Below are 25,998 nucleotides of genomic sequence, written 5' to 3' on the forward strand. Positions count from 1 at the left end.
ACAGTCGCACGGCCGATCCGAAGGTCCTCAGCCACTTCGCTGGTCGGCACGTCTTCGCCCTCGCAGGCCAACACGATCCGCGCTCTCAGCGCCATCGCCGCAGGCAACGAGCGCGAGCGTGCCATCGACGTCAGCTGCGCCCGCTCGTCGTCCGTCAGTGCAATCAGAACTCGCTTGTATGCATTCGCCATCGGCACCCCCAAGGATGCCTCAGCTCATGCAGATTCTGTGCCTACGAATTTATGGGACAGGACACTAGCCCAGCAGTGGACGGCGGCAAATGTGACTTTTCTTAACGCGGCCACTGTCCTACAGCGAGAGCTCGCCCCGGGGCCGACACTGAAGACTTGGTAACCAGTCGCCCCGCGCAACACGGCGCGACAACCCTGACCCGCAAAGTTGAATTCTCCCCAGGAAGCCGAACGGCTTCGGCTCTTCATCTCGCGCATCACCGATTACGCGATCTACATGCTGGCGCCGGACGGCACCGTGGCCAGCTGGAACGCGGGCGCGCAAAGGTTCAAGGGCTATGCCGCCGAGGAGATCATCGGTGAGCACTTTTCGCGCTTCTATACCCAGCAGGACCGCGATGCCGGCGTCCCGGCGAACGCGCTGAAGCAGGCCCGCGAGTCGGGGAAATTCGAGGCGGAAGGCTGGCGCGTCCGCAAGGACGGCACGCAGTTCTGGGCCAGCGTGGTCATCGACCCGATCCGCGACGAGTCGGGCGAGCTGGTGGGATTCGCCAAGGTCACCCGCGACATTTCCGAGAAGCGGGCGGTCCAGGAAGCGCTGCGCGAGAGTGAGCAGCGCTTTCGCATGCTGGTCCAGGGCGTCACCGACTACGCCATCTACATGCTGTCCCCGGCCGGCGAAATCACCAACTGGAACGCCGGCGCCCGCCGGATCAAGCAGTACGAGCAGGACGAAGTTCTCGGCGCGCACTTTTCGAAGTTCTACACGGACGAAGACAGGGAGCGGGGCCTGCCGGCCCACGCGCTGGCGCAGGCGGCCTCCCAGGGGCGCTTCGAAGCCGAAGGCTGGCGGGTCCGCAAGGATGGAACGCGGTTCTGGGCCCACGTCGTCATCGACCCGATCCGCAACGAGGACGGGGAGCTTGTCGGGTTCGCCAAGATCACGCGCGACATCACGGAACGCCTGGAGGCCACGCAGGCACTGGAGAAGGCGCGCGAGGTGCTGTTCCAGTCCCAAAAGCTGGAAGCCATCGGCAAGCTCACCGGCGGCGTGGCGCACGACTTCAACAACCTGCTGAGCGTGATCACCAACGGGCTCGACCTGCTGCGCCCCATCGTGAAAGACCTCGAGGCAGTGAGCCTGATCGACAGCATGTCCAAGGCGGCCATGCGGGGTGCTTCGCTCACGAACCAGCTCCTCACATTCGCGCGCCAGCAGCCGGTGACGCCGGAGCCGCGCGAACTGAACCGGCTGATCGCCGGCTTCGCGCCGGTGCTCCGGCGAGCCGTCAGGAGCTCGGTGAAATTCGAGATCGAGGTGACCGGGGTGCTGCCCGCGGTGATGATCGACGTGGCCTTGTTCGAAGCCGCCCTGCTGAACCTGGTGGTCAACGCGAATGACGCGACCCTGGACGGCGGGAGCATCCGGGTCGCCACGCAAGTGAGCGATTTCGCCAATGGCCAGATCGGATCGCTGCCCGACGGCAGGTATGTCGTCGTCTCCGTGCAGGACACCGGCTCCGGGATGAGCGAGGAGGTGCTGGCCCGCGCGGTCGAACCGTTCTTCACCACGAAGGCGATGGGGAAGGGGACCGGCCTCGGCTTGAGCCAGGTCTACGGCATGGTGCAACAGTTCGGCGGCGAGCTGAAGATCGTCTCCCAGCTCGCCCAGGGCACCACGATCTGCCTGTATTTCCCCGTTTCCTCCGAAGAGGCGCTGCCCGATCCCGCGCCACCCCCAACCGACAAGGTCCTGATCGTCGATGACCAGCCCGACGTGCTGGAGATGGCGTCGGAGATGTTCCGCACCCTCGGGTTCCATGTGATCACCGCGAATTCCGGGCGGCAGGCGCTCGAGGTCCTCACCAGCACCCCGGACATCCACCTGCTGTTTTCCGATGTCGTCATGCCCGGGCTGAGCGGTGTGGAACTGGGCAAGAAAGCCCAGGAGTTGTCGCCCAACACCAGGGTCCTGCTCGCTTCCGGCTACACGACGCCGGCCGGCAGCCTGAAAGGATTCGAGTTCCTGCCCAAACCCTACCGGATCGCGGACATCCTGAAGAAGCTGCGCGCGCTGGGTTAGGGCGTTAAGCTTCCACCATGCTCCGCGCCCTGAAAGACCTTTTCGATTCGATCGCCGCTCCCGCAGCGGGCGCCTCCACGACAGAACACACGCTCGAACTCGCCACGGCGGTGCTGCTTGTGGAGGTGATGCGCGCGGACCCGGCGCTTGGTGCCGAGGAGCGCCTGGCCGTGGTCGAGGCATTGCGCGCGCATTTCCATCTGGCCGAGGATGAGCTCGCTCGGCTGGTGGAGCTCGCGGAAGAGAAAGCCCGCGGCTCCAACGACTTCTTCCAGTTCACGAACGTCATCAACGACCGCTTCAGCCACCCGCAGAAGGTGGGCATGGTCGAAGCGATGTGGCGCGTGGCTTTCGCCGACGGACACCTGGACGCGCACGAGAACCACCTCATCTCCAAGGTGGCGGGTTTGCTGCACGTGACCCACGGCGAGTACATCGCTGCCAAGCTCCACGCTCGCGGCGGCTGAGCTCACATTCATTTACTTCCGTCCGCGTTGACAGGCGCTTTTCTTCGCGCCTATACTGAACCTGTTGGTTAAGTGTACGTCAACCGCGAAGGAAGAAGAGATGGTGCACAAGGGCAGTTGCCACTGCGGGCGCGTCGCGTTCGAGGTGGAGGGCGAGATCGATTCGGGCATGGCGTGCAACTGCTCGATGTGTTCGCGCCGCGGTTCCCTGCTGTGGTTCGTGCCGCGCGAGAAGCTGCGGCTCACCACGCCGGAGAGCGATGCGTCCATCTACATGTTCAACAAGCACGTCATCAAGCACCGCTTCTGTGCGGCCTGCGGCATCCACCCCTTCGGCGAAGGCACGGATCCCAAGGGCAACGCGATGGCGGCCGTCAACCTCCGGTGCATCGAAGGGCTGGACCTGGACCTGGGCCAGGTGCCGGTGACCCATTTCGACGGCCGGTCCATGTAAGGAGAACACCGATGAAATTCAATTCCAACATCGTCCCCTGCCTCTGGTTCGACAGCCAGGCTGAAGAAGCCGCGAAGTTCTATACGGGCATCTTCCCTGATTCGAAGATCGCCGAGATCTCGCGCTACCCCGACGTCGGCCAGGAAGTCCATGGCCAGCCAGCAGGCAAGGTGCTGACCGTCGATTTCGAGCTGGCCGGCCAGCGCTTCACCGCGTTGAACGGCGGGCCGCACTTCAAGTTCAGCGAGGCCATCTCGCTGCAGATCATGGTCGATTCCCAGGCGGAACTCGACAAGTACTGGGATGCACTGCGGTCCGATCCCGCGTCCGAACAGTGCGGCTGGCTCAAGGACAAGTTCGGCCTGTCCTGGCAGGTGGTGCCGACGGCCATGATCGCGATGCTGCAGGACCCGGACAAGGCCAAGGTGAATCGCGCCTTCCAGGCCATGCTGCAGATGAAGAAGCTCGACATCGCGGCGCTGCAGCGCGCCTTCGACGGCAAGTAAGGAGAACACCATGGATCCCGTTGTTCACTTTGAATTTCCGTTCGACGACCGTACGCGCATCGCGAAGTTCTACGAAGCCGCGTTCGGCTGGAAGATGCAGATGCTGGGCGAAGACATGGGCGACTACGTGGTCGTCACCACGGCCGACGAAGATATCAAGGGGGAGGGCACCTTCAAGGGCGCGATCGGTGGCGGCTTCTTCCCGCGCAAGCCGGACTGGCCGGCCCAGTATCCCTCGGTGGTGATCGCGGTGCAGGACATCCAGGCTTCGATGCGCAAGGTGGCGCAGGCCGGCGGCGAGGTCTTCGGGGAGCCGATGATGATCCCCGGCATCGGCGACTACGTGGCTTTCCAGGACACCGAGGGCAACCGCGTCAGCATGCTGCAGCCGCTGCCTCGCCAGTAGCTCAGCTGGAACCCATGGCAGACGCCGCCGTCCTCGACCAGGTCTTCTGGGCGTTGTCCGACCGGACGCGCCGGCAGGTGATCGAGCAGCTGACCAAGGGGCCGACGAGCGTGAGCGAGCTGGCGCAGCCCCACGGCATGTCGCTGCCGGGATTCATGAAGCACCTGAAGGTGCTCGAGGACGCGGGCCTGGTGGTGCGCGCCAAGGAGGGCCGCACCGTGCACTGCGAACTGGCGCCCGCCGCGCTGGAGGATGCCGCCATGTGGCTGGCCCACTACGAACAATTCTGGAACGCGCGGCTCGATGCGCTGGGCCGTTTCCTGTATCACGAAGAGGAGGTCAACCCATGGCCCAGGGCCCCGTCCAGCAGAACGCCGAACTCCGCCTCACGCGCGTCTACCCCGTCCCGGCCGAAAAAGTCTGGCGGGCCTGGACCGACCCGCAAGCGCTGAGCCGCTGGTTCGGCCCCGCGGACACCGAGTCCGTCACGCAAGCGCAGCTCGATGTGCGCGAGGGCGGCACCTACAGCATCCGCTTCCGCACGGCGGACGGCGAGGAACATGGCGTCTCGGGCGTCTACCAGGCGGTGGAGCCGCAGCGCAAGCTGGTCTTCAGCTGGGCCTGGCAGAGCACGCCCGAACGCGTCTCGCGCGTCACCGTGCTGCTGCGCACGGTGCAAGGCGGTACCGAGCTCGACTTCCGCCACGACCGATTCTTCAACGATGAAGCCCGCGTGAACCACGCGCGCGGGTGGACCGGCACTTTCGCCAAGCTCGATGCGTGGATCGGAGAACCCTGAACATGTACGTCGATGGATTCGTGCTGCCCGTCCCGAAGGACAAGCTGGCGGCTTACCGCGCGATCGCCCGCAAGGCGGGCAAGGTCTGGATGGAATACGGGGCCGTCCAGTACGTCGAATGCGTCGAGGACGACGTCAAGCCCGGCAAGTCGACCTCGTTCCCGCAGGCCGTCAAGCTCAAGCCGGGCGAGGTGGTCGTCTTTTCGTACATCGTCTACAAGTCGCGCCGCCAGCGCGACAGCGTGAACGCCAAGGTCATGAAAGACCCGCGGCTGAACGCCATGATGGACCCGAAGGCCATGCCCTTCGACGGCAAGCGCATGTTCTGGGGCGGCTTCAAGCCCATTGTCGAAATGTGACAGGAGTGAGCCCTCGGCATGCGATGGGGTCTTTGAAGGCTGGCTAACATCGCCGGCTTGGCCCGCGGACCCGCGGAGTACGAGCCACATCTCAAAAGGATGACAACGATGAGAAACTTGCAGGCGCCTGGAGGGCGGGGATTCGCATGGATGATCGCGGCGCTGCCGCTGGTGCTGGCGGCATGCGGCAAGAGCCAGGGCGAAGGCGCGCCACCTGGTTTCGGGGGCGGCGCGCCGGCGCAGGTCAACGTGGTGACGGTGCAGCCGCAGACGCTGCCCGTGAGCTTCGAATACACGGGGCAGACGCAGGGCTCGCGCGAGGTCGAGGTGCGTGCCCGCGTCACCGGCATCCTGCTGAAGCGCAACTACGCGGAGGGCTTGCCGGTGAAGGCGGGCCAGTCGCTGTTCTCCATCGATCCGGTGCCGTTCCAGACGGCGCTGGCGCGCGCCGAGGCGGACCAGGCCGCCGTGCAGGCACGGCTCGCCAACGCCAAGCGTTTGCTCGAGCGGATGAAGCCGCTGGCGGACGGCGGCGTGGTGAGCAAACGTGACTACGACGACGCTTTGTCGGCGCACGATGTCGCGGCGGCCGACCTGAAGGCGGCGAACGCGCGAGTCACTGAGGCAAAGCTGAACATCGGCTACACGCACGTCGTCGCGCCCGTGTCCGGGCTCGCAGGTGGTGCAGCCAAGTCCGAGGGCAGCCTGGTGTCCGGCCCCGATGTGCTGCTCACCACGATCGTGCAAACCAATCCCGTCAAAGCGGTGTTCGGCATTCCCGAAGCGGAGCATGCCCGCGTGCAGGCCGACCTGCGCGAACGCAAGTTGTTGCTGCCGCCGGGCGGGATGACGGTGCAGGTGCTCTCGGCCGACGGCACGCCGCTGGCCGGCGGCGGCAAGCTGCAGTTCAGCGAGCCGCAGGTGGACGCGGCCACCGGGACGGTGCGCTCACAAGCCGAACTGCCCAATGCAGACGGCCGCATCAAGCCGGGCCAGTTCGTTCGCGTGCGCCTGAGTGGTGCAACGCGCCCCGATGTGATGCAGGTGCCGCAACGCGCCGTGATGGAGGGGCCTCAGGGCAAGTTCGTCTACGTGGTGGCGCCCAGCGACAAACCCGAGATGAAGGGGGCGACGGTCGCCACCGTGAAGCCGGTGCAGGCCGGCGAATGGGTGGACCTGCCCGATGGGAAGGGCTGGGTGATCCGGCAGGGCCTCGCGCCCGGCGACAAGGTCATCATCGACGGCCTGATGCGCATCGGTCCCGGCGCGCCGGTCCAGATCGCGCAGGCCCCGGCCGCGGCCGCATCCGCGCCTGCCAAACCCGCATCGAAATAGGGAGAGCGCATGTTCTCCCGCTTTTTCATCGACCGCCCGATCTTCGCGGCGGTGCTCTCGATCTTCATCATGATCGCGGGCCTGGCCGCCATGCGCGGCCTGCCCATCGCCCAATACCCCGAGATCGCGCCCCCGGTCGTGACGGTGCAGGCCGTCTACCCCGGCGCCAGCGCGCAGGTGCTCGAACAGACCGTTGCCGCGCCGATCGAGAACGCCATCAACGGCGTCGAGCGCATGCTCTACATGAGCTCCACCTCGGCCGGCAACGGCGTGGTGCAGATCCAGGTGACCTTCGAGATCGGCACCGACGTCAACCAGGCGGCACTCAACGTCAACAACCGCGTGAAGCAGGCCGAAGCCAAGCTGCCGCAGGAAGTGCGCCGGCAGGGCGTGACGGTGGAGAAGGGCTCGTCGTCCTTCCTGCAGGTGCTGGCGTTCTATGCGCCGGACGGCCGCTACGACGACATCTACACCAGCAACTACGTGACACTCAACGTGCTGGACCAGTTGAAGCGGGTGCCGGGCACCACGAACGTGCAGATCTTCGGTGCCAAGGACTACGCGATGCGCGTCTGGCTCAAGCCCGACAAGCTGGCGCAGCTGAAGCTGACCACCTCCGACCTGGCGCGCGCCATCAACGAACAGAACGCGCAGTTCGCGGCCGGCAAGGTGGGGCAGTCGCCCACCGGGGGGCCGCAGGAGCTGGTCTACACGATCATGACACAGGGGCGGCTGTCGGAGCCGGCGCAGTTCGAGGACATCATCCTGCGGTCCAACCCGGATGGCTCCTCGGTGCGCTTGCGCGATGTGGCCCGCGTCGAGCTGGGCGGCAAGGACTACGACTTCATCGGCCGCATCAACGGCAAGCCGGCCACGTTGGTCGGCATCTTCCTGCAGCCGGGGGCCAATGCGCTGGACGTCGCGGGCGAGGTCAAGGCCACGATGCGCGGGCTCGAGAAGCGCTTCCCGGCGGGATTCGCCTATTCCATCCCCTACGACACCACGCGCTTCGTCGAGGTATCGATCCGCGAGGTGCTGATCACCCTGGCCGAAGCCATGGTGCTGGTGTTCCTGGTGGTGTTCGTCTTCCTGCAGAACTGGCGCGCGACACTGATCCCGACCATCGCCGTGCCGGTGTCGCTGATCGGCACCTTCGCCGGGCTGTTGCTGCTCGGCTATTCCATCAACACCCTCACGCTGTTCGGCATGGTGCTGGCCATCGGCATCGTGGTGGACGACGCCATCGTGGTGCTGGAAAACGTCGAGCGGCTGATGCACGAGGAACACATGCCCGCGCGCGAGGCAGCCATCCAGGCCATGAAGGAAGTCACGGGCCCGATCATCGCGATCGTGCTGGTGCTGTGCGCGGTGTTCGTGCCGATCGCCTTCCTGGGCGGGTTGACAGGCGAACTCTATCGCCAGTTCGCGATCACCATCTCGATCGCCGTCGTCATCTCGGGGATCGTCGCGCTGACGCTCACGCCTGCCCTGTGCGTGCTGATCCTGAAGCGCGAGCACAAGGGCGACAGCCGCATCTTCACCCTGTTCAACCGCGGATTCGCCGACGTGACGCGGCGCTACACCGGTGGCGTGGGCTTCATGATCCGGCGCGGCGGCATCGCGCTCGTTCTGTTCGCGGCAATGGTGGCCCTCACCGTGGTTCTCTGGCGCGCCACCCCGGGCTCGCTGGTGCCGGACGAAGACCAGGGCTTCTATATCGCGGCCGTCATCCTGCCGGATGGCGCTTCGTTGCAGCGCACCGACAAGGTGGTCAACGAGGTGCTCGAGATCATCAAGTCGAACCCGAACAACCTGGACGCGGTTTCCTTCGCGGGCTTCGACTTCCTCGGCGGAGGCTTCCGCAACAACGCCGCCACCATCTTCGTCACGCAGAAGCATTGGGACGAGCGCAAGGTGCCGGTGCAGGCCCTGGTGGGTGAGCTGTTCGCGAAGACGGCTGGCGTGAAGGAGGCCCTGGTGCTGGCCTTCAACCCGCCGCCGATCTTCGGCCTGGGCAACGCCGGCGGCTTCGAGTTCTACATCCAGAACCGGGGCGACGGCGGAGCGGCCCGCCTCTCGGAGGTCACGCAGCAGTTCCAGGCCGCGGTCGGGAAGTCCAAGCAGCTGGCGGGGGTGCAGACGCTCTGGCGCGCGGCCTCGCCGCAGCTGTACGTGGACGTGGACCGCGCGCGCGCGAAGGCGTTGGGCGTTCCGGTCGACAGCGTGTTCGACACATTGGCCGCCACGCTGGGCTCCTACTACGTCAACGACTTCAACAAGTTCGGGCGCACCTGGCAGGTGCTGATGTCGGCCGACCCGGCTTACCGCAAGCAGCCGGACGACATCGGCCGCATGTGGGTGCGCTCCGAGCGCGGCGAGATGGTGCCCGTTTCGGCCATCGCGAGCGTGCGTTACTCCGCCGGGCCGGAAACGCTGGACCGGTTCAACAACCTGCCGGCCGTGAAGCTGTTCGGGCAGGGCGCGCCCGGCGTCAGTTCCGGCCAGGCCATCGCGGAGGTCGAGCGCATCGCCGCCGAGACGCTGCCGGCGGATTTCAGCTACGACTGGGGCGGTGCCTCGTACCAGGAGAAGCGCTCCAGCGGCACCTCGGGCATGGCGCTGGCCCTCGGCGCGGTGATGGTGTTCCTGATCCTGTCGGCGCAATACGAGAAATGGTCGCTGCCGTTGTCGGTGTTGCTGGCGTTGCCCTTCGGCACCTTCGGCGCGCTGGCCGCGGTCTGGCTGCGCGGCATGACCAACGACGTCTACTTCCAGATCGGGCTGGTGACGCTGCTCGGGCTGGCGGCCAAGAACGCCATCCTGATCGTGGAATACGCGTCGCTCAAGGTGGGCGAAGGCATGAGCGCATCGGCGGCAGCGCTGGAGGCGGCGCGGCTGCGCTTCCGGCCCATCGTGATGACCTCGCTGGCCTTTATTCTGGGCGTGGCGCCGCTGGCTTTCTCGTCAGGGGCTGGCGCTGGCGCGCGCGTGTCCGTGGGCACGGGCGTGATGGGCGGCATGCTGGCCGCCACCTTCCTGGCGATCTTCTTCGTGCCTTGGTTCTTCCGTGTGCTGGTCGACAAGCGCCTGCGCGAACGGCGCAGCACGGACGAACTGCGCACGGAGGCGCGGCTGGCGCACGAACAGGCCGGGAGTCAGCCGGCCTGATCGCGCGCCTCAGGCGCCGCAGTTAGCTGCGGTTCGGGTTGTTCGGGTAGTCGTCGTCCCGGTTCGACACGCCGTCGCCGTCGCGGTCGCCGTAGGGGCCGTCGCGGCCGCGGTCGTAGCGGTTGGGGATGCCGTCGCCGTCCCGGTCGCGGTCATAGCGGTTGGCGATGCCGTCGCCGTCGCGGTCACCGTTCGGACCGCGGCGTTCCCAGGTGTTGCCGGCGAGATACCACGAGCCGTCAGGGCGCTGGATCCAGCGGGCCTGCTCCCAGATGTAGCCGGGGCGTTCCGACACCCAGTAGCCCGGGCGCCATTCGTAGCGGCCGTTGCGCCACTCGTAGTGGCCAGGGGCCCAGACGTAGCCTTCGCGCACGCCCGGGGCGGCTTCGAAGATTGGCGGCGGCGGCGCCTGCCGGACGACCACGGTGGGGCCGTAAGAGGGCGTGGCCACCACGGCAGGGACGGCCTGGGCCGCGCCCGCCAAGCCCATCAAGGCGCTGGCGGCGACCAGGGGGGCGATCAAGCTGTTGTGTTTCATGGCTGTACTCCTGAAAAGGGGATACCGCCAAAGATGCGGCCGGGCAGGGTGCGCGAGCATCGGCGCAGGGAGCCAAGGCGCGTCGGACGCGGCTTGCAGTCTCCGATGAGCTGGCAAGCCGCGCTAGCTCAGGGCTTTCGGCAATCCGCGGTGCCGCTCGGCTGGCACGGCTGAGCGGTGTGGGCGAGGGCAGGCGCGACTGCGGTCGCGCGGGCCGGCATGGCCGTCAGGTAGAGCGCCGTGACGATGGTCCCCAGGGCCAGCAGCATGGTGCCGAACAGCAGGTACCAGGGCCAGCCCGTGACCGGGTTGAAAAACGTCCACGCAGATTCGTGCCCCGATGCCAGGGGCATGGGCCGGCTTGGCCGCTCCGCGCGCTGGATCCAGCGATCGTGTTCGGCGCGCCGTTCGGCATCCGACAGCACGGCGTAGGCCGCGTTGATGGCCGACATCGCGCGCACCGCGTTGGCATTGCCGGGCATCTTGTCGGGGTGGTACTTCTGGGCGAGTCTTCGGTAGGCGGTGCGTACGCGCTCGGGCGTGGCGTGGCGCTCGACCTGGAGCACGTCGTAGTAGGTCGGATTGGCGGGCTGCCAAGACTGTGAATGAGCCATCAGCTACGAATTTTATAGCTGAGGCGGCTTGATGCGAAGCAGGACCGCGCCCGCGGCGCGGCACCTGTGGGCCGCCCGCGACAGCGCGGTGTCAGGCCAGGCGGTGGCGGAAGAAGGCGGACACCAGCAGATTGGGGACCGCCGTGTGGTCGCGACGCCGCCGTTCCGCGATGGTGCGCGCCTGCGGCGGCAGGTGCGACGTCTCGCTCCGGGCGACCAGGGTTGCCGCGCCGAGCGCCGTCTCCAGCGAGTCGTGGTTTTCACCGGCGAACACCTTGAAAGCGCAGTCGGCTTCCCAGTAGCTCTCGGGCTTGGTCCAGCAGACTTTGGCGTAGCTGCAGAAGCGGTCGCCATCGCCCACCGGGGCGGCGTAAGCCGCGAAGTAGAAGCCGTTGACTGGCCCCCAGATCCGTTCCATGTCGTGCTCCCGAGTACTGCGTGGAGCCAAGTGTGCGGCGTGCCGCAACGCTTGTGGCGTCTGGTTACACGAATGCGCCTGCGTCCTACGGCGATGTCAGCCAGCGACGGGGGGTCGGCTGTCAGACAACAGCGCGCCGTCGCTCGGCCGTTCACGCGGCTTCGAAGTACTCCGGATGCCGCAGCAGGATCGCGTCCAGGAATTCCATGGGCGAATGGATGTGCACGCGCATCGCGGCGCTCGCCGCCGGGGCGTCGCCGGCAGCGATGGCGTCGACGATCAGGCGGTGGTGGTCGACCGCGATCTTGTGGCTGCCCACCGCCGGGATCGCCAGGTGGCGGATGCGATTCATGCCGGTGCGCGCGAGGCGCAGAGCAGTCCAGGCGTGCGGGTGGCCCGCCAGCACCAGGATCCGGTGGTGGAACTCCTCGTCGGTCGAGAGGTGCGTGGCGTAGTCCTTGCGGGCCGATGCGCGCGCCTGCCGCGCGATGATCTCGGCCAGCTGGCGGCGCTCTGCCGGGTCGGCGCCGGCGGCCAGTTCGGCGGCGCGGCATTCGATGGCTTCGCGCACGAAGATGGCATCGGCGATCTTTTCGCGGTTCAGGCGCGCGACGAAGGTGCCGCGCTGCGGCACGGCCTCCAGCAGGCCCTCGACGGCCAGTTGCCGGAACGCGTCGCGCACGGGCGCGCGGCTCACTTGCAGTTCCACCGAGACCGCCTGTTCCGACAAGGCCATGCCCGGCAGGAAGGTGCAGTCGAGGATGGCGCTGCGGAGGGTGTCGTAGACGTCGCGGCCCATCGCACCGCGCGCCTGCGGCACGGCGGCGCGGCCTCGGGCCGCTGCTGCGGTGCTGGCGATCTCGGGGATGTGCGGTCGGGCTCGGGCCATGGGGGAGGGTTTGCGCGAAGTTGCGGTCGCAAGCCCGAAGGCTAACATACTAGAATGTTACCAACCGAGGTTCCCATGACCAAGCGCATCAATCGCCGTGTCGCCGCTGCCGCGGCATTCGCCTGCCTGCTGCCCGCTGCCGCCTGGGCCCAGGCCGATTTCCCGAACAAGCCGCTCAAGCTGATCTCGCCCTTCCCCGCGGGCGGCACCAGCGACGTGATGGCGCGGATGATCGCCGAGGAACTCGGCAAGCAGCTCAAGCAGCCCGTGGTGGTGGAGAACATCGGCGGGGCGGGTGGCGTCATCGGGACCGACCGGGGGCTGAAGGCTGCTGCCGACGGCTACACCCTGATCCAGACCGGGGTGGGCCAGAACGCCGTCGCGCATGGCATCAGCAAGAGCGTGCCCTACGACTCCAACCGCGACTTCATCCACCTGACGCAGGTGCACTCGGGGCCGAATGTGCTGGTCGCGCACCCTTCGGCACCGTTCAACAATTTCCAGGAGTTCCTGGCCTACGGCCGCGCCAACCCCGGCAAGCTGAACTACGGTTATACGCCCGCGGCCTCGGGGCACATGGCGATGGAACTGCTCAAGCAGACCGCCAGCACCTGCGTCGGCGCCCGCAAGGAAAACTGCAAGCCGCTCTTCATGGTCGGCATCCCCTACCGCGGCGGCGGCCCGATGATGGTGGACCTGCTCGGCGGCCAGATCCCGGTCATGTTCATCAACCAGGACGTCGCCTTGCAGCACGTGAAGGCGGGCAAGCTCAAGGCGCTGGCGGTGAGCAGCCTGGCGCGCAACCCGCTGTACCCCGACGTGCCGACGATCCACGAGGCCGGCTTCCCGGGCTTCAGCGCGCTGTCGTGGTCCGGCATCTCGGTCGCCAAAGGCACGCCCAAGCCTGTCGCCGACAAGCTCGAAGCCGCCCTGGTCGCCGCGATGAGCGCACCGGCCATCCGCCAGCGCATGGAGTCGCAGGGCTTCGTCGTCCCGCAGCAGGGCTCGCACGCCTACACCGGCTTCGTGGCGCGGGAGCTGGACCGCTGGCCGCGCGTGATCAAGGTGGCCGGCATCAAGGAAGAATGAAGAAAGAGCCTGTGACACGCAAGAAGTACGAAGACCTGCGCTCCGCGCGCTGGTTCGCCCCCGACGATTTCCGCTCCTTCGGCCACCGGTCACGCGCCATGCAGATGGGCTACGACCACGCCGACTGGACGGGCCGCCCCGTCATCGCCATCCTCAACACCTGGAGCGACATCAACAACTGCCACTCGCACTTCAAGCAGCGGGTGGAGGAAGTGAAGCGCGGCATCCTGCAGTCGGGAGGCTTTCCGCTGGAGCTGCCGGCCATCTCGCTGGCGGAGAACTTCGTCAAGCCGACGACCATGCTCTATCGCAACCTGCTGGCGATCGAGTCGGAGGAACTGCTGCGCAGCCACCCGATCGACGGCGCGGTCCTCATGGGCGGCTGCGACAAGACGACGCCGGGGCTGCTGATGGGGGCCATCAGCATGGGCATTCCCTGCATCTACCTGCCGGCCGGCCCCATGCTGCGCGGCAACTGGAAGGGCAAGGTGCTGGGTTCCGGCTCCGATTCCTTCAAGTACTGGGACGAGCGCCGCGCCGGCAACATCACGCAGGCGCAGTGGATGGAAGTGGAGGGCGGCATCGCGCGCAGCGCCGGCACCTGCATGGTGATGGGGACGGCCGCCACGATGATGGGCATCGCCGAAGCCATGGGCATGACATTGCCCGGCGCATCCAGCATCCCCGCCGTGGACGCGAACCACCAGCGCATGGCCACGCAATGCGGACGCCGCATCGTCGACATGGTGTGGGAAGACCTGACGCCGGCCAGGGTGTTGACGCGCAAGAACTTCGAGAACGCGATCACGGTGGCGATGGCCGAGGGCTGCTCCACCAACGCCATCATTCACCTGGTGGCGATCTCGCGCCGCGCTGGCGAAACCTGCGCCGTATCGCTCGACGACTTCGATGCGTTCTCGCGCAAGGTACCCGTCATCGCCAACATCCGGCCCAGCGGCGACAAGTACCTGATGGAGGATTTCTACTACGCGGGCGGCATGCGCGCGCTGATGAAGAATCTGGCCGATGGCGGCCTGCTGCACCTGGACGCGCTGACGGTCAGCGGCCGCACGGTCGGCGAGAACCTGGAGGGTGCGGAGGTCTACAACGACGACGTGATCCGGCCCTTGTCGAATCCCATCTACCAGGAGGGCGCGCTGGCCGTGCTGCGCGGCAACCTGGCACCCGACGGCGCGGTCATCAAGCCCAGTGCCTGCAGCCCGGATCTTCTGCAGCACACCGGCCCCGCGCTGGTGTTCGACGATTACCCGTCCCTCAAGAAGGCGATCGACGACCCCGATCTCGACGTCACCAGGGACCACGTGATCATCCTGCGCAATGCCGGCCCGCAGGGCGGCCCCGGCATGCCGGAATGGGGCATGGTGCCCATTCCCACCAAGCTGGTGAAACAGGGCGTGCGCGACATGATGCGCATCAGCGACGCGCGCATGAGCGGCACCAGCTATGGCGCCTGCGTGCTGCACGTCTCGCCCGAAGCCTATGTCGGCGGCAACCTCGCGCTGGTGAAAACGGGCGACATGATCACCGTGGACGTGCCGGCGCGCCGCATCCACCTGGAAGTGAGCGACGCGGAACTCGCGAGCCGCCGCGCCGCCTGGACGCCGCCGCCGCGCCGCTTCGAGCGTGGCTATGGCTACATGTTCAGCCAGCACATCCAGCAGGCCCACCAGGGCTGCGACTTCGACTACCTCGAAACTTCCTTCGGCGCGCCGGTCGGCGAACCGGCCATCTACTGAATCCCATGCCGCTCAAACCAGAAACCAAGGCCAAGCTCATGAACGTGAGCACGGCCACCCTCTGCACCGCGTTGTTCAAGCGCGGCCTGCGCAACCAGTTCATCCAGGACGTGCATCCGCTCAATCCCAACCTGCCCAACATGGTGGGCGAGGCGTTCACCCTGCGCTACATCCCCGCGCGGGAGGACCTGAACCCGATCTCGGTGTTCCAGGACCGCCAGCACCCTCAGCGGGCCGCCGTCGAGCAATGCCCGGCGGGCGCGGTGATGGTGTTCGACAGCCGCAAGGACGCCCGGGCCGCGTCGGCGGGGTCCATTCTCATCACGCGCCTGATGGTGCGGGGCTGCGCGGGCGCCGTCACCGATGGCGGCTTCCGCGATTCGCCCGAGATGGCGGGCATGCCGTTTCCGACTTATCACCACCGCCCCAGCGCACCGACCAACTTGACGCTGCACCAGGCGCTGGACATCAACGTCCCCATCGGTTGTGGTGACGTCGCGGTCTTCCCCGGCGATGTGATGGTGGGCGACAAGGAGGGCGTGTTCGTCATTCCGGCACACCTGGCGGACCAGGTCGCCGACGAGGCGGTGGAGATGACCGCCTTCGAGGACTTCGTGACAGCGGAGGTGCTCAAGGGCCGCAGCATCCTGGGCCTCTATCCGGCGACGGACCCGCAGACGCAGGACGACTTCGCGGCTTGGCGCAAGGCCAACGGCCGGTAGCCACCCGACGGGCGCCTGATGCGGCGCGGGCGCACAATGCGGCTCATCCATGAGCATCCGCCCCTGCGCGCTCCCGTCCACCGCGCTGCTGCTGCGCCACCAGCACGCCGGCGCCTATGCGGACTGCTACGCCACCGACATCGCCCGGGCCGTGACGCACGCCGAGTTCGTGGAAGCGTTCTACACCACCCGCCTGTTCAAGGCCGAACGCTTCATCCTGCGGTGGCTGGCGTCCAAGCCTTCCAGCGACGCGCAGGCGCGCCAGCTCGCCGCGGGTGAACGCGACACCTTCGCGGCGTGGACGGTGGAGGGCCGGGCGCCGGGCCAGCTGATGCTGGCGGACTTCAGCGGCCGCACACGGTCCTGGCTGATGGTCGGGCCGGTGGAAGGTGCCGCGGGCACGCGCCTGTATTTCGGCTCCGCCGTGGTTCCCGGGAAGGCCGCTGGCGATGGCGGGCGCGCCCGCATGGGATTCCTCTTCCGCGCCCTCCTCGGGTTCCACAAGTTGTACTCTCGCGCCCTGCTGCGGTCGGCGCGCGCCCGTCTCGCCTCCGGCGGGGGCTAGAGCGCGATCAAGCGGGCGCCCGCATAGGCCAGCAGCACGGACAGCAAGGAGCGGATCAGGCGATCCGGCGCGATGCGCACGAGGCGCGAACCCACCCAGATGCCGGGCAGCGAGCCGATCAGCAAGGTGCCGAGCAGCGCCCAGTCGACCGAGCCGATGGAGGCGTGGCCCAGCCCCGCGACCAGCGTGAGCGGCACGGCATAGGCGATGTCGGCGGCGATGATGCGAGGCAGAGGCAGGGCGGGGTACAGCAGCATCAGCGCCGTGACGCCGATCGCGCCGGCACCCACCGAGGTGAGCGAGACCAGCAGGCCGATGAGCGCGCCGAACAGCACCGGTTGCGCCCAGTGGCGTGGTTTCGTCGCCTTGGCGAGCTCGGCGGCTTCTAGATGGCGCGGTGCCTGCTTGCCCTTGATGGCCTTGTACAGCGTGGCCGCCGCGGTGAGCAGCAGCGCGGCGCCCAGTGTCGTGGTCATCACGGCCTGCACCGCCGCGTTGGCCGGGCCCACCCGATGCAGGATGAAGATCGTGATGAGGGCCGCGGGAATGCTGCCCAGGGAGAGCAGCCCGACGATGGGCCAGTCGATGTGGCGCGAACGGGCCAGGCCGACCGCGCCGCCGAACTTGGTGGCGGCGGCAAACAGCAGGTCGGTGCCGATGGCCAGGTACGGCTTGACGCCGAAGCCGAAGATCAGCAGCGGGGTCATCAGCGAGCCGCCGCCCACGCCGGTCAGCCCGACCACGAGGCCGACGGCGAATCCGGCGAAGACGAAGGCAAAGTCATGCATGCGCGCGACTGTGGGGCCGGCCCCGCCGGAAACCAACCATTTTTTGGTCCGCGCCTTATGCGGATATGCATATGCCCCAGTGCCGGCGCGGGTTGCGCCGGGCGTGCGAGCCGATCCCGGATAAGGCGGTTCCGGCCCTTTCCGGCCGCTTCAGGGCCGCTGTCCGAACTCCGCCAGATCGGCGCGCCAGCGGATCGCCTGCTCCGACAGCGAGAAGCCCAGCCCGGGGCGGTCCGGCACCCACATCCGGCCGTCCTTCAGCTGCAACTGCTCATTGAACAGCGGACCCAGCCATTCGAAGTGCTCCAGCCAGGGTTCGATGCCGTAGGCGGCGGCCAGGTGCAAATGAATCTCCATGGCGAAGTGCGGCGCGAGCTTGCGTTGCTTGAACTCGCCCAGGGCCATGATCTTCAGGAAAGGCGTGATGCCGCCGACGCGCGGCGCGTCGGGCTGGATGAAGTCCGTGCCCGCCATGATGAGGTGGGCGTGCTCTTCGAAGGAGGTCAGCATCTCGCCGGTGGCAATGGCGGTGTCGAAGCGGTCCGCCAGCTGGCCGTGGCCTTCGTGGTCGTGGGCGTCCAGCGGCTCCTCGATCCAGGTGAGGTCGAAGCCTTCGAAGGCGCGGCAGGCCCGCGTGGCTTTCTGCCGGTCCCATTGCTGGTTCGCGTCCACCATCAGGGGGAAACCATCACCGAGCAGCTTGCGCACTTCGCCGACGCGCCGGACATCGATCGACAGGTCGGGCTGGCCCACCTTGATCTTGATGCCGCCGATCCCGGACTCGCGCGACGTCGCGACGTTCTTCAGCACCTGGGGCAGTTCGGTGTGCAGGTAGCCGCCCGAGGTGTTGTAGCACTGCACGGAGTCGCGGTGCGCGCCCAGCAGCTTGGCCAGCGGCAGCTTCGCGCGCTTGGCCTTCAGGTCCCACAGCGCGATGTCGAAAGGAGCGATCGCCTGGGTCGTCATGCCCGCGCGGCCCATGGAGGCGCCGGCCCACTGCAACTGCACGAACAGCTTGCCGATGTCGCTCGGGTCCTGCCCCAGCAGGTTGGGCGCAATCTCCCTGGCATGCGCGAAGACGCCGCGCCCGCCGGCGCGTTTGCTGTAGCCGAAGCCGATGCCCTCGTGGCCGTCGCGCGTGCGGATCTCGCAGAAGACGAAAGCGATCTCGGTCAGCGGCTTCTGCACGCCAGTCAGCACCTTGGCATCGCTCACCGGTGTGGCCAGGGGCAGGTAGATCAGCGAAAGCTGGATCCAGTCGATGCGGTCGGCGCTGTCGGCCGCGGTCCGCGCCCCGGCCCCGACCTGGGCATACGAAACGATGTTGGATTCGACTGCGGCCATTGGGTTGATTTCCTGATTGAGGTCAAACACGCTCGAGAACGGCTTCCCACAGCGCCTTGCTCCTGACGTACTTGCGCGTGACGAAGTGCTGCAGCGAAATCTGCTTCCAGCCCTGGGCGAACAAAGCCTCGGCCGCGGACCGGTCGAAGAAGCGCTTCGGCTGGCCGTCCACCATGAAGAAGTTGGGTTCGATCTCGGGATGCCCCGCCGCGCCGAAATTGCGGTCTTCCGTGGAGTTCAGCCGGCACAGCAGCACCCCGCCCGGGCGCAACACGGCGTGGATGCGAGCCACGATGTCCTGGGTCTGCGCCCAAGGAAAATAGTGCAGCGACAGGCTGGCCACGACCAGGCCCGCGCTCTGGGGCGGCAGGGGCAAAGGCTCCCGGATGTCCCGCTGCTCGAACTTCGCGGACGGCACCCGCAGTTTCGCGACGGCGAGTGCGGCGGCCGACAGGTCGAAAGCCTGCACGCTCAGGCCCGCGCCGGCGAGAACCGCCGTGTCGTCGCCATGGCCGCAGCCGATTTCGAGCACCGGGTGGGCGCCCGCGTGCTCGACGGCCATGGGCAGCCAGCGTGCCAGCCAGGGATCTGCCATCACGGTTCGAAGGGCTCCACCAAGCTGAACCGCGGCATCAGCTGGCCATCGACCACGAGGCTGCCGAAGAACATCGCGTGCGGCCGGACCCACAGGCCGGTCGCGTTGTACAGCGGTCGGTAGACCACCAGCGGCTCGAAGGTCTCGCTGTGCCTGGCAACGCCGAGGACCTCGTACTCGCCGCCCTTGTAGTGGCGGTAGCGGCCAGGGCGTGCTGGCGGAAGCGGAGCAAGTTCTGGCATCAATGACCCGAAGACAGCTTGAGCCCCACGATCCCCGCCACGATGAGGCCGAGGCTCGCGATCCGGCCCGCGGTCGCGGGTTCGCCGAACAGGATGATGCCCAGGATGGCGGTGCCGACGGCACCGACGCCGACCCAGACGGCATAGGAGGTCCCGACCGGCAGCGACTTCATCGCGATGCCCAGCAAGACCACGCTGATGACCATCGCCGCGATGGTGCCGACCGAGGGCCACAACCTGCTGAAACCGTCCGTGTACTTCAGCCCGATGGCCCAGCCGATCTCGAACAGGCCCGCCAGGACCAGAAGCAACCAAGCCATCGATCTATCCGTGTGCATTGAACCAACCGGATTCTCCCGTATCCGACAACACCGCGTCCGGGCCAGAAAAAATCCCTCGGGCCATTGAAGGACCGAGGGATAAGTAGCCGGGAAAGAAACTTGAAAAAGAACCCGGCTCGTCTTGTCTGATTCAGCACATGGCGTGCCAGTTCCTTGCGGGTTTCCCTAGTCGGGCCGCGCGGTCGGTAAAGCGTTTGCCAATACGTGAAAAAGTCACGCGGGTTTCCCGGTGGCGCCACGGGCCGGATTTTGGACTGGCCTCACGAAACCTATCTCTGTAGGATAGCTCTGACAAGCTAGCCCGTTCAGCCAGTGTGCCCCCGGTCCGCCGCTGACCAACTTGTTCACCAATTCCGCCATGTGCCCCTCGCGCATGGCATGCACCCGCAGCAGGTACGCCATGTCAGATTTGTCTGCCCCGAAGGATCCCGCTGAAGGCAGTGCGCCCTCGGCGCCGGGCACGCCCCGTTTGTGGCTCGCCGCCAAGAAGTCCGCCAGCCGTTTTTCGGACTGGTTCGTCATCCAGACCACGGCGGTCAAGCTCATCCTGGCGGCCGTCGCCATCCTCATTCCGCTGACCGGCACCTATTCGTTCGTGCTGTGGCAGCGCCAGGCGGTCGTCGCCGAGCAGGTCAAGGCCATGTCCGCAGGGGGCGAAGCGCTCTGGACGCTCAATGACAAGCTGCCCGTGGTGTTCGGCTCCGGTTCGGTGCTGGGCTTCCTGGACAACCGTCCGGTCGAGCGCATCACCGTCATCTACAAGCCGCTGATGTGGAACGTGTCGGAGCGGATCGTCCTCATCGAGTCGCAGGGCAAGCAGTACGCCTACTACCCCAGCGACATGGAGACCAAGATCTTCGCGGACCGGGCCGTCGCCGCGCCCTGGGGCGGCAAGATGGTGTTCATCCCGCGCTCCGAGCTGACCGCGACCAGCATCGACATGCTCGAAAAGCTCGACGAGCGCTTCTCCGGCGCCCGCCCGCAGTCCGAGAAGGACGGCTGGAAGGCCGGCGTCAGCGGTGCGCTGTCGGCCGCGCTCACGCTGGGCCTGCTGGGGTTCCTGGCGTTCCACCTCAAGGGCCAGTTCAAGACGCTGCGCTTCATCGAGCCGGCCCAGGTGCAGGGCTCCATCGAAGACCTGGTCGGGATGGACGACATCAAGGCCGAGGTCGCCCAGATCAAGGACCAGTACCAGCGCCGCGCCGAATACGCGGAATACGGCATCAACAAGCCGTTCAACGTGATGTTCAGCGGCCCGGCCGGCACCGGCAAGACGAAGCTCGCAAGCTACCTGGCCAAGGAGCTGGGCCTGCCGATCCTGTTCCATTCGGCGGCCAACCTGGAAACCGGGTTCGTGGCGGGCGGCTCCAACACGCTCGCGCGCATCGCCTCCATGGCGAAGCGCCGCAAGCGCTGCATCGTGTTCCTGGACGAAGCGCAGGACCTGTTCATGAAGCGGGGCGGCCATCGCAAGTTCGATGACGACACGCAGAACTCGCTGCTGGCCATCCTGGATGGCGTGCGCACGCGCCACGAGGCCGAGATCATCTGGATCGTCGCCTCCAACTTCAACAGCGAATCGATGGCGATGGACGAGGCGATGCTGCGCCGCTTCCAGATGAAGGTGGACTTCCGCCTGCCGAACAAGGAAGAGCGCCTGGCCATCATCGAGCACTACCTCGAGCAGCGCGCGGGCAAGGTCGCGCACGACATGGACCTGCGCCACCTGGTGGAAATCACGGAAGGCCGCAGCCCGGCGGACCTGGAGACCATCATCAACCAGGCCGGCATCAGCGCGGTGCAGGCCGGGCAGATGATCGACGGCGCCACCCTGATGCAGGCGGCCGAACGCGTGATGGTGGGCAACGTCAACTCGAACACCACCAAGGAACGCGAGCGCGACCGCCGCATCATCGCCATCCACGAATGGGGCCACTTCCTGGTCGATTTCGAGCTGGAGCGCAAGCGCGCCGGTGGCGACTGGGAGAAGCTGCAGGGCGAGATGAAGACCATCAAGATCTCGCTCAAGGCCAACCCGCGCAACAACGCGCTGGGCTTCGTCTTCCACAAGCAGGGCGCGAACCTGCTGAAGACCAAGTCGGACATCGAGCACGACGTGCGCGTGCTGCTGGGCGGCATGGCCAACGAAGAGCTGTTTTTCGGCGAGGAGGGCACCACCAACGGCGCCCACAACGACATCACGCGCGTCACCAAGCTGCTGCACCACGCGGTGGCCGAGATGGGCATGTACCGCAAGACGCGGCTGAACTTCGGCGCGCTGAACGACAGCGGGGCCTCGCGCACGGTCGACGAGGAAACGCGCACCATCATGGAATCGCAGAGCGAGCGGCTCTACGGCGAAACCAAGACCTTGCTGGCGCGCCTGCAGCCTCTCACCGAGCACCTGGCGGGCAAGCTGATGGAAGCCGGGGAGATGAGCCTGAAGGAGGCGCTGTTCGAGATCCGCTCGTTCGAGGCCGCGACCTTCAGCTTCGACACCAGGCTCGGCCTGAACGGCGCCGCGCCGGCCGCCGCCGAACCGGGCACCTCGGCCTGAGCCAGGGGCGTCCGCGCGAAGCGGGCGCCCGTTGGCTGCTTATTTCTTGGCCGAGGCCTTCGGCGCCGCGGCGGGCGCCGCGCCGCCGGAACTGGCCGTCACGCCGAGACGGCGCGCGATGGTTTCCTCCAGCGCACGCACCTTCGGTTCCACCTGCGGCCGGGCGTCGGTGACCAGCTTGTCGGCCAGCACTTTCTGCATGTCGCCGCCGTGCAGCTGGAACTTCACGTAGACCGGGTTCTCCAGCATCGCGAGCACCTGTTTCAGCTCGTCCTCGGTGAACTTCTCTTCGAGCAGCGCACCGACCGTGGTCGGGGCGAGCCGGATGGCGCGGTCGCGCACCAGCGGCACGGTGGACTCCACGTACTTCTTGATGTCTTCCTGGATCTCCAGGGCGACGGCTTCCTGCTTTTCCGGGGCCACCCGTTGCGGCAAAGCCTGGGCAGCGCGGGACCACATCCGTGCGGCCGGTTCTTCGGTGAGCCCGCGGGCCATGGCTTCGATCCCGGGCTGCTGCAGCTTCAGGATCTTGCCGACGAGTTCTTTCTTGGCCGGTGTCGATTGCGCCTGGACCGTGCCGCAGGCGGCGACGATGGCGAGGAGGATCAGGGATTTTTGGAGCATGGGCGATCTTAAACGTTGGACCGCCGACACACCCCGTTACGCCGAGGGTCGCGCGGCCTTGCGGCTGCGCGAAGCCGGTGCCTTTTTCGCCTTCGTGGACGCCGCCCTGGGCTTGGCGGCGGCGACCGGGCGCGCCTTCACGTCGCTGACGTTGCCGCGTCCGCGGCTGGTGGCCTGGTAGTGGTCCCAGGCCTTCTTGGCCAGTCCCGAGCTGATGGCGAATGCGATGAGCTTGCCCAACATGGCGTTTCTCCTTGGTAGTTGTCGCAAGCCTAGCGCCGCGAGTGCCCGCCGGTGTGTAGTCGAGGCCCGATGCGGCGCGCAGGAAGTCCTACATCGGCCAATCGGTTCCCCGGACGAGGCGCGGCTCGCTTGTCCTGCTGTGCCCGGCCGGGCGCCCGCCTACTGTTGATCCAACGGCTAGGAGAGGAAACACACCATGTCCGAAGACGCAAGCAAGAGCAGCAACGAACAACTGCTGATCCACCTGGAGCCCGCCTGGGAGCGCCGCAATTGGTGCAACTGGCTCCACTGCAGCGAGGCCGAGCTGGAGCACGCGGTCACCTACGTCGGCCACGACCCGGACAACGTCCGCCGCTTCCTGCGCCAGGCACGCTAGCCGATCGGCACTGCGCAATCCGCGGGCCACCGCCAAACCGGCTTTGCCAGGCCGCTGGTGGCGCCCCCCCTTGGGGGGAGGCGCCGCAGGCGCTTCGAGGGGGAAAGTTACCCCGGATGTGCACCACTGGGCCTAGACTGGCGTTGCACATTCATGGACCCCACGACCCTGCGTCTCGATGAAGCCAGCGCCCGGCGCCTGGTGCTCGTGCGCGCCATCGACGACGTGGACACGGAGGGCCGGCTGCTCAGCAGCGTCGAGCGCGACCGGCTGGAGCAGGAAGCGCTGGAGGCGAGCCGGGAGTCCTCCCCGCCGTCCAGCCTGGACCGCGCCAGTTACCTGCAACAGCGGGCGCACCGTCTGCTGGCCGCCGTCGAGCACCGGCATCCGCAGCTGACCGCCCTGGAGCAGCCCGGGGCCTGGCGCCGCTGGCTCGCCTGGCTGCTGCCGCTGGCCGCCTGCGTGCTGGGCGCGGCGATCGACCGCATCGACAATCCCCAGCGCGTCAACATGCTCTCGCCGCCGCTGCTCGCGGTGCTTCTTTGGAACCTGCTCGCCTACGCCGGGCTCGTGGTGGCCTGGTTCCTGCCGCGGCGCTGGGCCGAGGCTTCACCGCTGGCGGCGCTGCAGCAGTGGCTGGCGCGCGAACCCCGCATCGGCGCGCGCCCCGGCCGCCTGCGCCGGGACGTCCTGGCGCGCTTCCAGCAGCAATGGCTGCGCACCACGGGTCCCCAGCAGGTGCTGTGGGGCAAGCAGGTCCTCCACGCCACGGCGGCGGGCTGGGCCGTGGGCCTGGCCTTGTCCATTGCACTGGGCGGCGTGGTACGCGAATACCGCGTCGGCTGGGAGAGCACGCTGCTCGAGCTGCACCAGGTGCACACCTTCCTGAGCGTGCTGTTCGCGCCGGTGGTGGCGCTGTTGCCGCTGGAGGGCTTCAGCCTGGCCGACTTGCAGCGCATGCGATTCAGCTCCGGCGCGGCGATCGGCGTCGAGGAAGCCCGGCGCTGGGTCGGCCTGTACCTGGGCCTCCTGTTGCTGGTGGTGGTGCTCCCGCGTGCGGTCCTGGCGGCAGTGGCCGGATGGCGCGCGAGGCGGCTCGGCAGGGCGGTGGCCTTCGACCTGCGGGACCCCTACTTCGTGCAGGTGCTGGCGCGGGTGAGCCCGGCACGCGTGACCGTGGGGGTCCTGGCATTCGACGAGGACGCCCGTGTGCTGCTGTTGCAGGCCATGCGGCAGGCGGCCGGCCGGGTGCCGCCGACGCGGCTGGAGGCGCCCTGGACGGTCCTGGCCACGCCCAAGGGCGATGCCTTGCGCCTGTTCGACATCCCGCTCGGGACGCGGCCGCCCACGCCGGTGGCGCCCGCGCTCGCCAGCGGCCCGAGTCCCGCGCGGGCCTGGCTGCAGGACCTGATGGGGCGCTTCCGCTCGTCCGCGCCGGCGCCCCGCGGCGACGCCCTCACGAGCGCGCTGCAGGAAGCCGACCTCGTCCTGCTGCTGCCCGCGCAGCCCGAGGACCTGCAGGCGGCATCGCGGCTGCTGCATTGGTTGGACCGGCCCGCCCTGGTGCTGGTGGGCGGCGGCGACGAAGGCGCCGACGAGCTGGCCGCCTACCGCGCGGCCGTCCGCCGCGCGGCCCTGCCGGCGGACGTGCTGGCGCTGCGCGATTGCACCGGCAACTGGAGCCGCGACGCCTTGCTGCTCGACGCCATCACCGGGCGGCTGCCGCAGGGCAAGCGGGCGGGGTTCGCGCGCATGGCGGAAGTCTGGAACGAGCGCAACGTGCAGCGGCTCGACGATGCCATGCAGCTCGTGGCCGATCTGCTCCTGCAGGCCGCGCGCGATACGGAGGCGGCAGGCGGCTCGCTGTCGCTGAAGCGGCTGGTGAGCACCGGGGACCGCGAAGCCGGGCAGCGGCTGCGCCAGGCTGCGCAGGACGCCATGGTGCTGCGCCTGCGGGAGGCGGAAGCGACGCACCTGGCCGAGCTGATGCGAATGTACGGCGTCGATGAGGCGCTGCCGACGGCGCCCGCCGCGCTGACCGGCGAGCGCTTCACGGTGCAGGCGCCGCTGGATTCGCCGCAAGCCGGCATGGCGGGCGCCGCGACCGGTGCCGCCATGGGGGCGGGCATCGACCTCGTCACCGGCGGACTGACGCTGGGCGCGGCCACCGCGTTGGGTGCCATGCTGGGTGGCGGCGCCGCCTACGTGGCCGCCGCCTGGCGCAATCGCGGCGGCTCCGCCGGGACCGCACAGGTCCAGCTGAGCGACGAGATGATGCAGTCGCTGGCCGAGGCCGCGCTGCTGCGCTACCTGGCCGTGGTTCACCGCAGCCGCGGTGGACCAGGCCTCGCCGCGGCCACGCCACCGGCGTGGCGCAGCGAGGTGGTCGCGGCGGTGGAAGGCGCGCGCGAGTCGTTCGCGGAATTCTGGCGGCAGGTCCGCGCGTCCGGCGACGCAGCGAGCCTCCGCCAGCCGCTGGCCGCCAAGCTCAATGCGCTGGTGCGGCAGGTCCTCGCGCGCCTCTAGCA

Annotated in this window: 28 protein-coding genes and 1 pseudogene; 17 read left to right on the forward strand and 12 right to left on the reverse strand. The window is 67.7% G+C overall.

The features are described from left to right. Positions 1 to 197 (reverse strand): annotated as a pseudogene (locus FN976_RS29210) (IS630 family transposase); the annotation flags it as partial. Between the two features lie 202 nt (positions 198 to 399). Between FN976_RS29210 and FN976_RS16180 the strand changes: the two are divergent. The 10 genes from FN976_RS16180 (at position 400) to FN976_RS16225 (ending at position 9,768) form a co-directional block, all read left to right on the forward strand. Continuing rightward, entirely contained in the window at positions 400 to 2,274 is a 1,875-nt protein-coding gene (locus FN976_RS16180; protein ID WP_255440491.1) for a hybrid sensor histidine kinase/response regulator, read from the forward strand. A 17-nt stretch (positions 2,275 to 2,291) separates the two neighbouring features. Beyond that, a complete protein-coding gene (locus FN976_RS16185) occupies positions 2,292 to 2,741 on the forward strand; it encodes a tellurite resistance TerB family protein (protein ID WP_145894087.1) in 450 nt (149 codons plus the stop codon). Between the two features lie 100 nt (positions 2,742 to 2,841). Further along, positions 2,842 to 3,195 (forward strand): GFA family protein, encoded by a 354-nt coding sequence (locus FN976_RS16190; protein WP_145894088.1) that lies wholly within the window; start codon positions 2,842 to 2,844, stop codon positions 3,193 to 3,195. 11 nt (positions 3,196 to 3,206) lie between these two features. Further along, the gene (locus tag FN976_RS16195; RefSeq protein ID WP_145894089.1) at positions 3,207 to 3,701 is read left to right on the forward strand and encodes a VOC family protein; all 495 of its coding nucleotides are present in this window, start codon (positions 3,207 to 3,209) and stop codon (positions 3,699 to 3,701) included. A gap of 10 nt (positions 3,702 to 3,711) precedes the next feature. Continuing rightward, on the forward strand, positions 3,712 to 4,107 hold the full coding sequence (locus FN976_RS16200; protein ID WP_145894090.1) for a VOC family protein: 396 nt from the start codon (positions 3,712 to 3,714) through the stop codon (positions 4,105 to 4,107). Between the two features lie 14 nt (positions 4,108 to 4,121). Continuing rightward, positions 4,122 to 4,559: an ArsR/SmtB family transcription factor gene (locus tag FN976_RS16205; RefSeq protein WP_145894091.1), complete on the forward strand. Its 438-nt coding sequence runs from the start codon at positions 4,122 to 4,124 to the stop codon at positions 4,557 to 4,559. Further along, positions 4,454 to 4,906, forward strand: coding sequence for an SRPBCC family protein (locus FN976_RS16210; protein ID WP_145894092.1), 453 nt, complete (start codon positions 4,454 to 4,456; stop codon positions 4,904 to 4,906). The genes FN976_RS16205 and FN976_RS16210 overlap by 106 nt, the downstream gene beginning before the upstream one ends. Next, positions 4,903 to 5,265, forward strand: coding sequence for a DUF1428 domain-containing protein (locus FN976_RS16215; RefSeq protein WP_145894341.1), 363 nt, complete (start codon positions 4,903 to 4,905; stop codon positions 5,263 to 5,265). Before FN976_RS16210 ends, FN976_RS16215 begins: the two co-directional genes overlap by 4 nt. Positions 5,266 to 5,373: 108 nt before the next feature. Continuing rightward, entirely contained in the window at positions 5,374 to 6,600 is a 1,227-nt protein-coding gene (locus FN976_RS16220; RefSeq protein WP_222432829.1) for an efflux RND transporter periplasmic adaptor subunit, read from the forward strand. Between the two features lie 9 nt (positions 6,601 to 6,609). Beyond that, entirely contained in the window at positions 6,610 to 9,768 is a 3,159-nt protein-coding gene (locus FN976_RS16225; protein WP_145894093.1) for an efflux RND transporter permease subunit, read from the forward strand. A gap of 22 nt (positions 9,769 to 9,790) precedes the next feature. Here the strand turns inward: FN976_RS16225 and FN976_RS16230 are convergent, their stop codons facing one another. The 4 genes from FN976_RS16230 to FN976_RS16245 all read right to left on the reverse strand — a co-directional run bounded on the left by FN976_RS16230 (position 9,791) and on the right by FN976_RS16245 (position 12,227). Further along, positions 9,791 to 10,306, reverse strand: a complete 516-nt coding sequence (locus FN976_RS16230) for a YXWGXW repeat-containing protein (RefSeq protein WP_145894094.1) — start codon at positions 10,304 to 10,306, stop codon at positions 9,791 to 9,793. Between the two features lie 128 nt (positions 10,307 to 10,434). Then, positions 10,435 to 10,920 carry a J domain-containing protein gene (locus FN976_RS16235; protein ID WP_145894095.1) on the reverse strand — a complete coding sequence of 162 codons (486 nt, stop codon included), beginning with the start codon at positions 10,918 to 10,920 and terminating at the stop codon, positions 10,435 to 10,437. A gap of 91 nt (positions 10,921 to 11,011) precedes the next feature. Next, entirely contained in the window at positions 11,012 to 11,338 is a 327-nt protein-coding gene (locus tag FN976_RS16240; protein ID WP_145894096.1) for a hypothetical protein, read from the reverse strand. A 151-nt stretch (positions 11,339 to 11,489) separates the two neighbouring features. Next, entirely contained in the window at positions 11,490 to 12,227 is a 738-nt protein-coding gene (locus FN976_RS16245; RefSeq protein ID WP_186510923.1) for a GntR family transcriptional regulator, read from the reverse strand. A gap of 75 nt (positions 12,228 to 12,302) precedes the next feature. Here FN976_RS16245 and FN976_RS16250 point away from each other — a divergent pair, with 75 nt between their 5' ends. Genes FN976_RS16250 through FN976_RS16265 form a run of 4 tightly spaced genes read left to right on the forward strand, consistent with a single transcriptional unit; the run spans position 12,303 to position 16,360 of the window. Further along, positions 12,303 to 13,316 (forward strand): Bug family tripartite tricarboxylate transporter substrate binding protein, encoded by a 1,014-nt coding sequence (locus FN976_RS16250; RefSeq protein ID WP_145894098.1) that lies wholly within the window; start codon positions 12,303 to 12,305, stop codon positions 13,314 to 13,316. Next, the gene (gene araD, locus FN976_RS16255; protein WP_145894099.1) at positions 13,313 to 15,073 is read left to right on the forward strand and encodes an L-arabinonate dehydratase; all 1,761 of its coding nucleotides are present in this window, start codon (positions 13,313 to 13,315) and stop codon (positions 15,071 to 15,073) included. The genes FN976_RS16250 and araD overlap by 4 nt, the downstream gene beginning before the upstream one ends. A gap of 5 nt (positions 15,074 to 15,078) precedes the next feature. After that, positions 15,079 to 15,795: a ribonuclease activity regulator RraA gene (locus tag FN976_RS16260; protein WP_145894100.1), complete on the forward strand. Its 717-nt coding sequence runs from the start codon at positions 15,079 to 15,081 to the stop codon at positions 15,793 to 15,795. 49 nt (positions 15,796 to 15,844) lie between these two features. Further along, the gene (locus tag FN976_RS16265; RefSeq protein WP_222432830.1) at positions 15,845 to 16,360 is read left to right on the forward strand and encodes a hypothetical protein; all 516 of its coding nucleotides are present in this window, start codon (positions 15,845 to 15,847) and stop codon (positions 16,358 to 16,360) included. On the opposite strand, the gene FN976_RS16270 is transcribed toward FN976_RS16265, so the two are convergent. The 5 genes from FN976_RS16270 to sugE form a co-directional block, all read right to left on the reverse strand. Continuing rightward, the gene (locus FN976_RS16270) at positions 16,357 to 17,148 is read right to left on the reverse strand and encodes a sulfite exporter TauE/SafE family protein (RefSeq protein WP_145894101.1); all 792 of its coding nucleotides are present in this window, start codon (positions 17,146 to 17,148) and stop codon (positions 16,357 to 16,359) included. The genes FN976_RS16265 and FN976_RS16270 overlap by 4 nt on opposite strands. A gap of 150 nt (positions 17,149 to 17,298) precedes the next feature. Continuing rightward, entirely contained in the window at positions 17,299 to 18,492 is a 1,194-nt protein-coding gene (locus FN976_RS16275; protein ID WP_145894102.1) for an L-talarate/galactarate dehydratase, read from the reverse strand. A gap of 22 nt (positions 18,493 to 18,514) precedes the next feature. Further along, the gene (locus FN976_RS16280) at positions 18,515 to 19,087 is read right to left on the reverse strand and encodes a class I SAM-dependent methyltransferase (RefSeq protein ID WP_255440495.1); all 573 of its coding nucleotides are present in this window, start codon (positions 19,085 to 19,087) and stop codon (positions 18,515 to 18,517) included. Further along, positions 19,087 to 19,329, reverse strand: coding sequence for a DUF1653 domain-containing protein (locus FN976_RS16285; protein WP_145894104.1), 243 nt, complete (start codon positions 19,327 to 19,329; stop codon positions 19,087 to 19,089). Before FN976_RS16285 ends, FN976_RS16280 begins: the two co-directional genes overlap by 1 nt. Next, positions 19,329 to 19,649: a quaternary ammonium compound efflux SMR transporter SugE gene (sugE, locus tag FN976_RS16290; protein ID WP_145894105.1), complete on the reverse strand. Its 321-nt coding sequence runs from the start codon at positions 19,647 to 19,649 to the stop codon at positions 19,329 to 19,331. Before sugE ends, FN976_RS16285 begins: the two co-directional genes overlap by 1 nt. A gap of 421 nt (positions 19,650 to 20,070) precedes the next feature. Between sugE and FN976_RS16295 the strand changes: the two genes are divergently transcribed. Further along, positions 20,071 to 22,227 carry an AAA family ATPase gene (locus FN976_RS16295; RefSeq protein WP_145894106.1) on the forward strand — a complete coding sequence of 719 codons (2,157 nt, stop codon included), beginning with the start codon at positions 20,071 to 20,073 and terminating at the stop codon, positions 22,225 to 22,227. Positions 22,228 to 22,266: 39 nt separating this feature from the next. Here the strand turns inward: FN976_RS16295 and FN976_RS16300 are convergent, their stop codons facing one another. Together FN976_RS16300 and FN976_RS16305 are read right to left on the reverse strand one after the other, a co-directional pair. Then, a complete protein-coding gene (locus FN976_RS16300; protein ID WP_145894107.1) occupies positions 22,267 to 22,851 on the reverse strand; it encodes a DUF2059 domain-containing protein in 585 nt (194 codons plus the stop codon). A 36-nt stretch (positions 22,852 to 22,887) separates the two neighbouring features. Then, positions 22,888 to 23,094 carry a hypothetical protein gene (locus tag FN976_RS16305; protein ID WP_145894108.1) on the reverse strand — a complete coding sequence of 69 codons (207 nt, stop codon included), beginning with the start codon at positions 23,092 to 23,094 and terminating at the stop codon, positions 22,888 to 22,890. A 196-nt stretch (positions 23,095 to 23,290) separates the two neighbouring features. On the opposite strand from FN976_RS16305, the gene FN976_RS16310 reads away from it, so the two are divergent. Together FN976_RS16310 and FN976_RS29215 are read left to right on the forward strand one after the other, a co-directional pair. Further along, entirely contained in the window at positions 23,291 to 23,470 is a 180-nt protein-coding gene (locus FN976_RS16310) for a DUF3606 domain-containing protein (protein WP_145894109.1), read from the forward strand. Positions 23,471 to 23,623: 153 nt separating this feature from the next. Next, the gene (locus FN976_RS29215; RefSeq protein WP_145894110.1) at positions 23,624 to 25,996 is read left to right on the forward strand and encodes a DUF3482 domain-containing protein; all 2,373 of its coding nucleotides are present in this window, start codon (positions 23,624 to 23,626) and stop codon (positions 25,994 to 25,996) included. Positions 25,997 to 25,998 lie beyond the last annotated feature (2 nt).

The organism is Caenimonas sedimenti (assembly GCF_007833165.1).
In the GTDB taxonomy this organism is placed as follows: domain Bacteria; phylum Pseudomonadota; class Gammaproteobacteria; order Burkholderiales; family Burkholderiaceae_C; genus Ramlibacter; species Ramlibacter sedimenti.

Coding starts and splice junctions, on each gene's coding strand:
- FN976_RS16185 (WP_145894087.1), top strand. CDS start 2,292: ATGCTCCGCGCCCTGAAAGACCTTTTCGATTCGATCGCCGCTCCCGCA.
- FN976_RS16190 (WP_145894088.1), top strand. CDS start 2,842: ATGGTGCACAAGGGCAGTTGCCACTGCGGGCGCGTCGCGTTCGAGGTG.
- FN976_RS16195 (WP_145894089.1), top strand. CDS start 3,207: ATGAAATTCAATTCCAACATCGTCCCCTGCCTCTGGTTCGACAGCCAG.
- FN976_RS16200 (WP_145894090.1), top strand. CDS start 3,712: ATGGATCCCGTTGTTCACTTTGAATTTCCGTTCGACGACCGTACGCGC.
- FN976_RS16205 (WP_145894091.1), top strand. CDS start 4,122: ATGGCAGACGCCGCCGTCCTCGACCAGGTCTTCTGGGCGTTGTCCGAC.
- FN976_RS16210 (WP_145894092.1), top strand. CDS start 4,454: ATGGCCCAGGGCCCCGTCCAGCAGAACGCCGAACTCCGCCTCACGCGC.
- FN976_RS16220 (WP_222432829.1), top strand. CDS start 5,374: ATGAGAAACTTGCAGGCGCCTGGAGGGCGGGGATTCGCATGGATGATC.
- FN976_RS16225 (WP_145894093.1), top strand. CDS start 6,610: ATGTTCTCCCGCTTTTTCATCGACCGCCCGATCTTCGCGGCGGTGCTC.
- FN976_RS16230 (WP_145894094.1), bottom strand. CDS start 10,306: ATGAAACACAACAGCTTGATCGCCCCCCTGGTCGCCGCCAGCGCCTTG.
- FN976_RS16235 (WP_145894095.1), bottom strand. CDS start 10,920: ATGGCTCATTCACAGTCTTGGCAGCCCGCCAATCCGACCTACTACGAC.
- FN976_RS16240 (WP_145894096.1), bottom strand. CDS start 11,338: ATGGAACGGATCTGGGGGCCAGTCAACGGCTTCTACTTCGCGGCTTAC.
- FN976_RS16245 (WP_186510923.1), bottom strand. CDS start 12,227: ATGGCCCGAGCCCGACCGCACATCCCCGAGATCGCCAGCACCGCAGCA.
- FN976_RS16250 (WP_145894098.1), top strand. CDS start 12,303: ATGACCAAGCGCATCAATCGCCGTGTCGCCGCTGCCGCGGCATTCGCC.
- araD (WP_145894099.1), top strand. CDS start 13,313: ATGAAGAAAGAGCCTGTGACACGCAAGAAGTACGAAGACCTGCGCTCC.
- FN976_RS16260 (WP_145894100.1), top strand. CDS start 15,079: ATGCCGCTCAAACCAGAAACCAAGGCCAAGCTCATGAACGTGAGCACG.
- FN976_RS16265 (WP_222432830.1), top strand. CDS start 15,845: ATGAGCATCCGCCCCTGCGCGCTCCCGTCCACCGCGCTGCTGCTGCGC.
- FN976_RS16270 (WP_145894101.1), bottom strand. CDS start 17,148: ATGCATGACTTTGCCTTCGTCTTCGCCGGATTCGCCGTCGGCCTCGTG.
- FN976_RS16275 (WP_145894102.1), bottom strand. CDS start 18,492: ATGGCCGCAGTCGAATCCAACATCGTTTCGTATGCCCAGGTCGGGGCC.
- FN976_RS16280 (WP_255440495.1), bottom strand. CDS start 19,087: ATGGCAGATCCCTGGCTGGCACGCTGGCTGCCCATGGCCGTCGAGCAC.
- FN976_RS16285 (WP_145894104.1), bottom strand. CDS start 19,329: ATGCCAGAACTTGCTCCGCTTCCGCCAGCACGCCCTGGCCGCTACCGC.
- sugE (WP_145894105.1), bottom strand. CDS start 19,649: ATGGCTTGGTTGCTTCTGGTCCTGGCGGGCCTGTTCGAGATCGGCTGG.
- FN976_RS16295 (WP_145894106.1), top strand. CDS start 20,071: ATGTCAGATTTGTCTGCCCCGAAGGATCCCGCTGAAGGCAGTGCGCCC.
- FN976_RS16300 (WP_145894107.1), bottom strand. CDS start 22,851: ATGCTCCAAAAATCCCTGATCCTCCTCGCCATCGTCGCCGCCTGCGGC.
- FN976_RS16305 (WP_145894108.1), bottom strand. CDS start 23,094: ATGTTGGGCAAGCTCATCGCATTCGCCATCAGCTCGGGACTGGCCAAG.
- FN976_RS16310 (WP_145894109.1), top strand. CDS start 23,291: ATGTCCGAAGACGCAAGCAAGAGCAGCAACGAACAACTGCTGATCCAC.
- FN976_RS29215 (WP_145894110.1), top strand. CDS start 23,624: ATGGACCCCACGACCCTGCGTCTCGATGAAGCCAGCGCCCGGCGCCTG.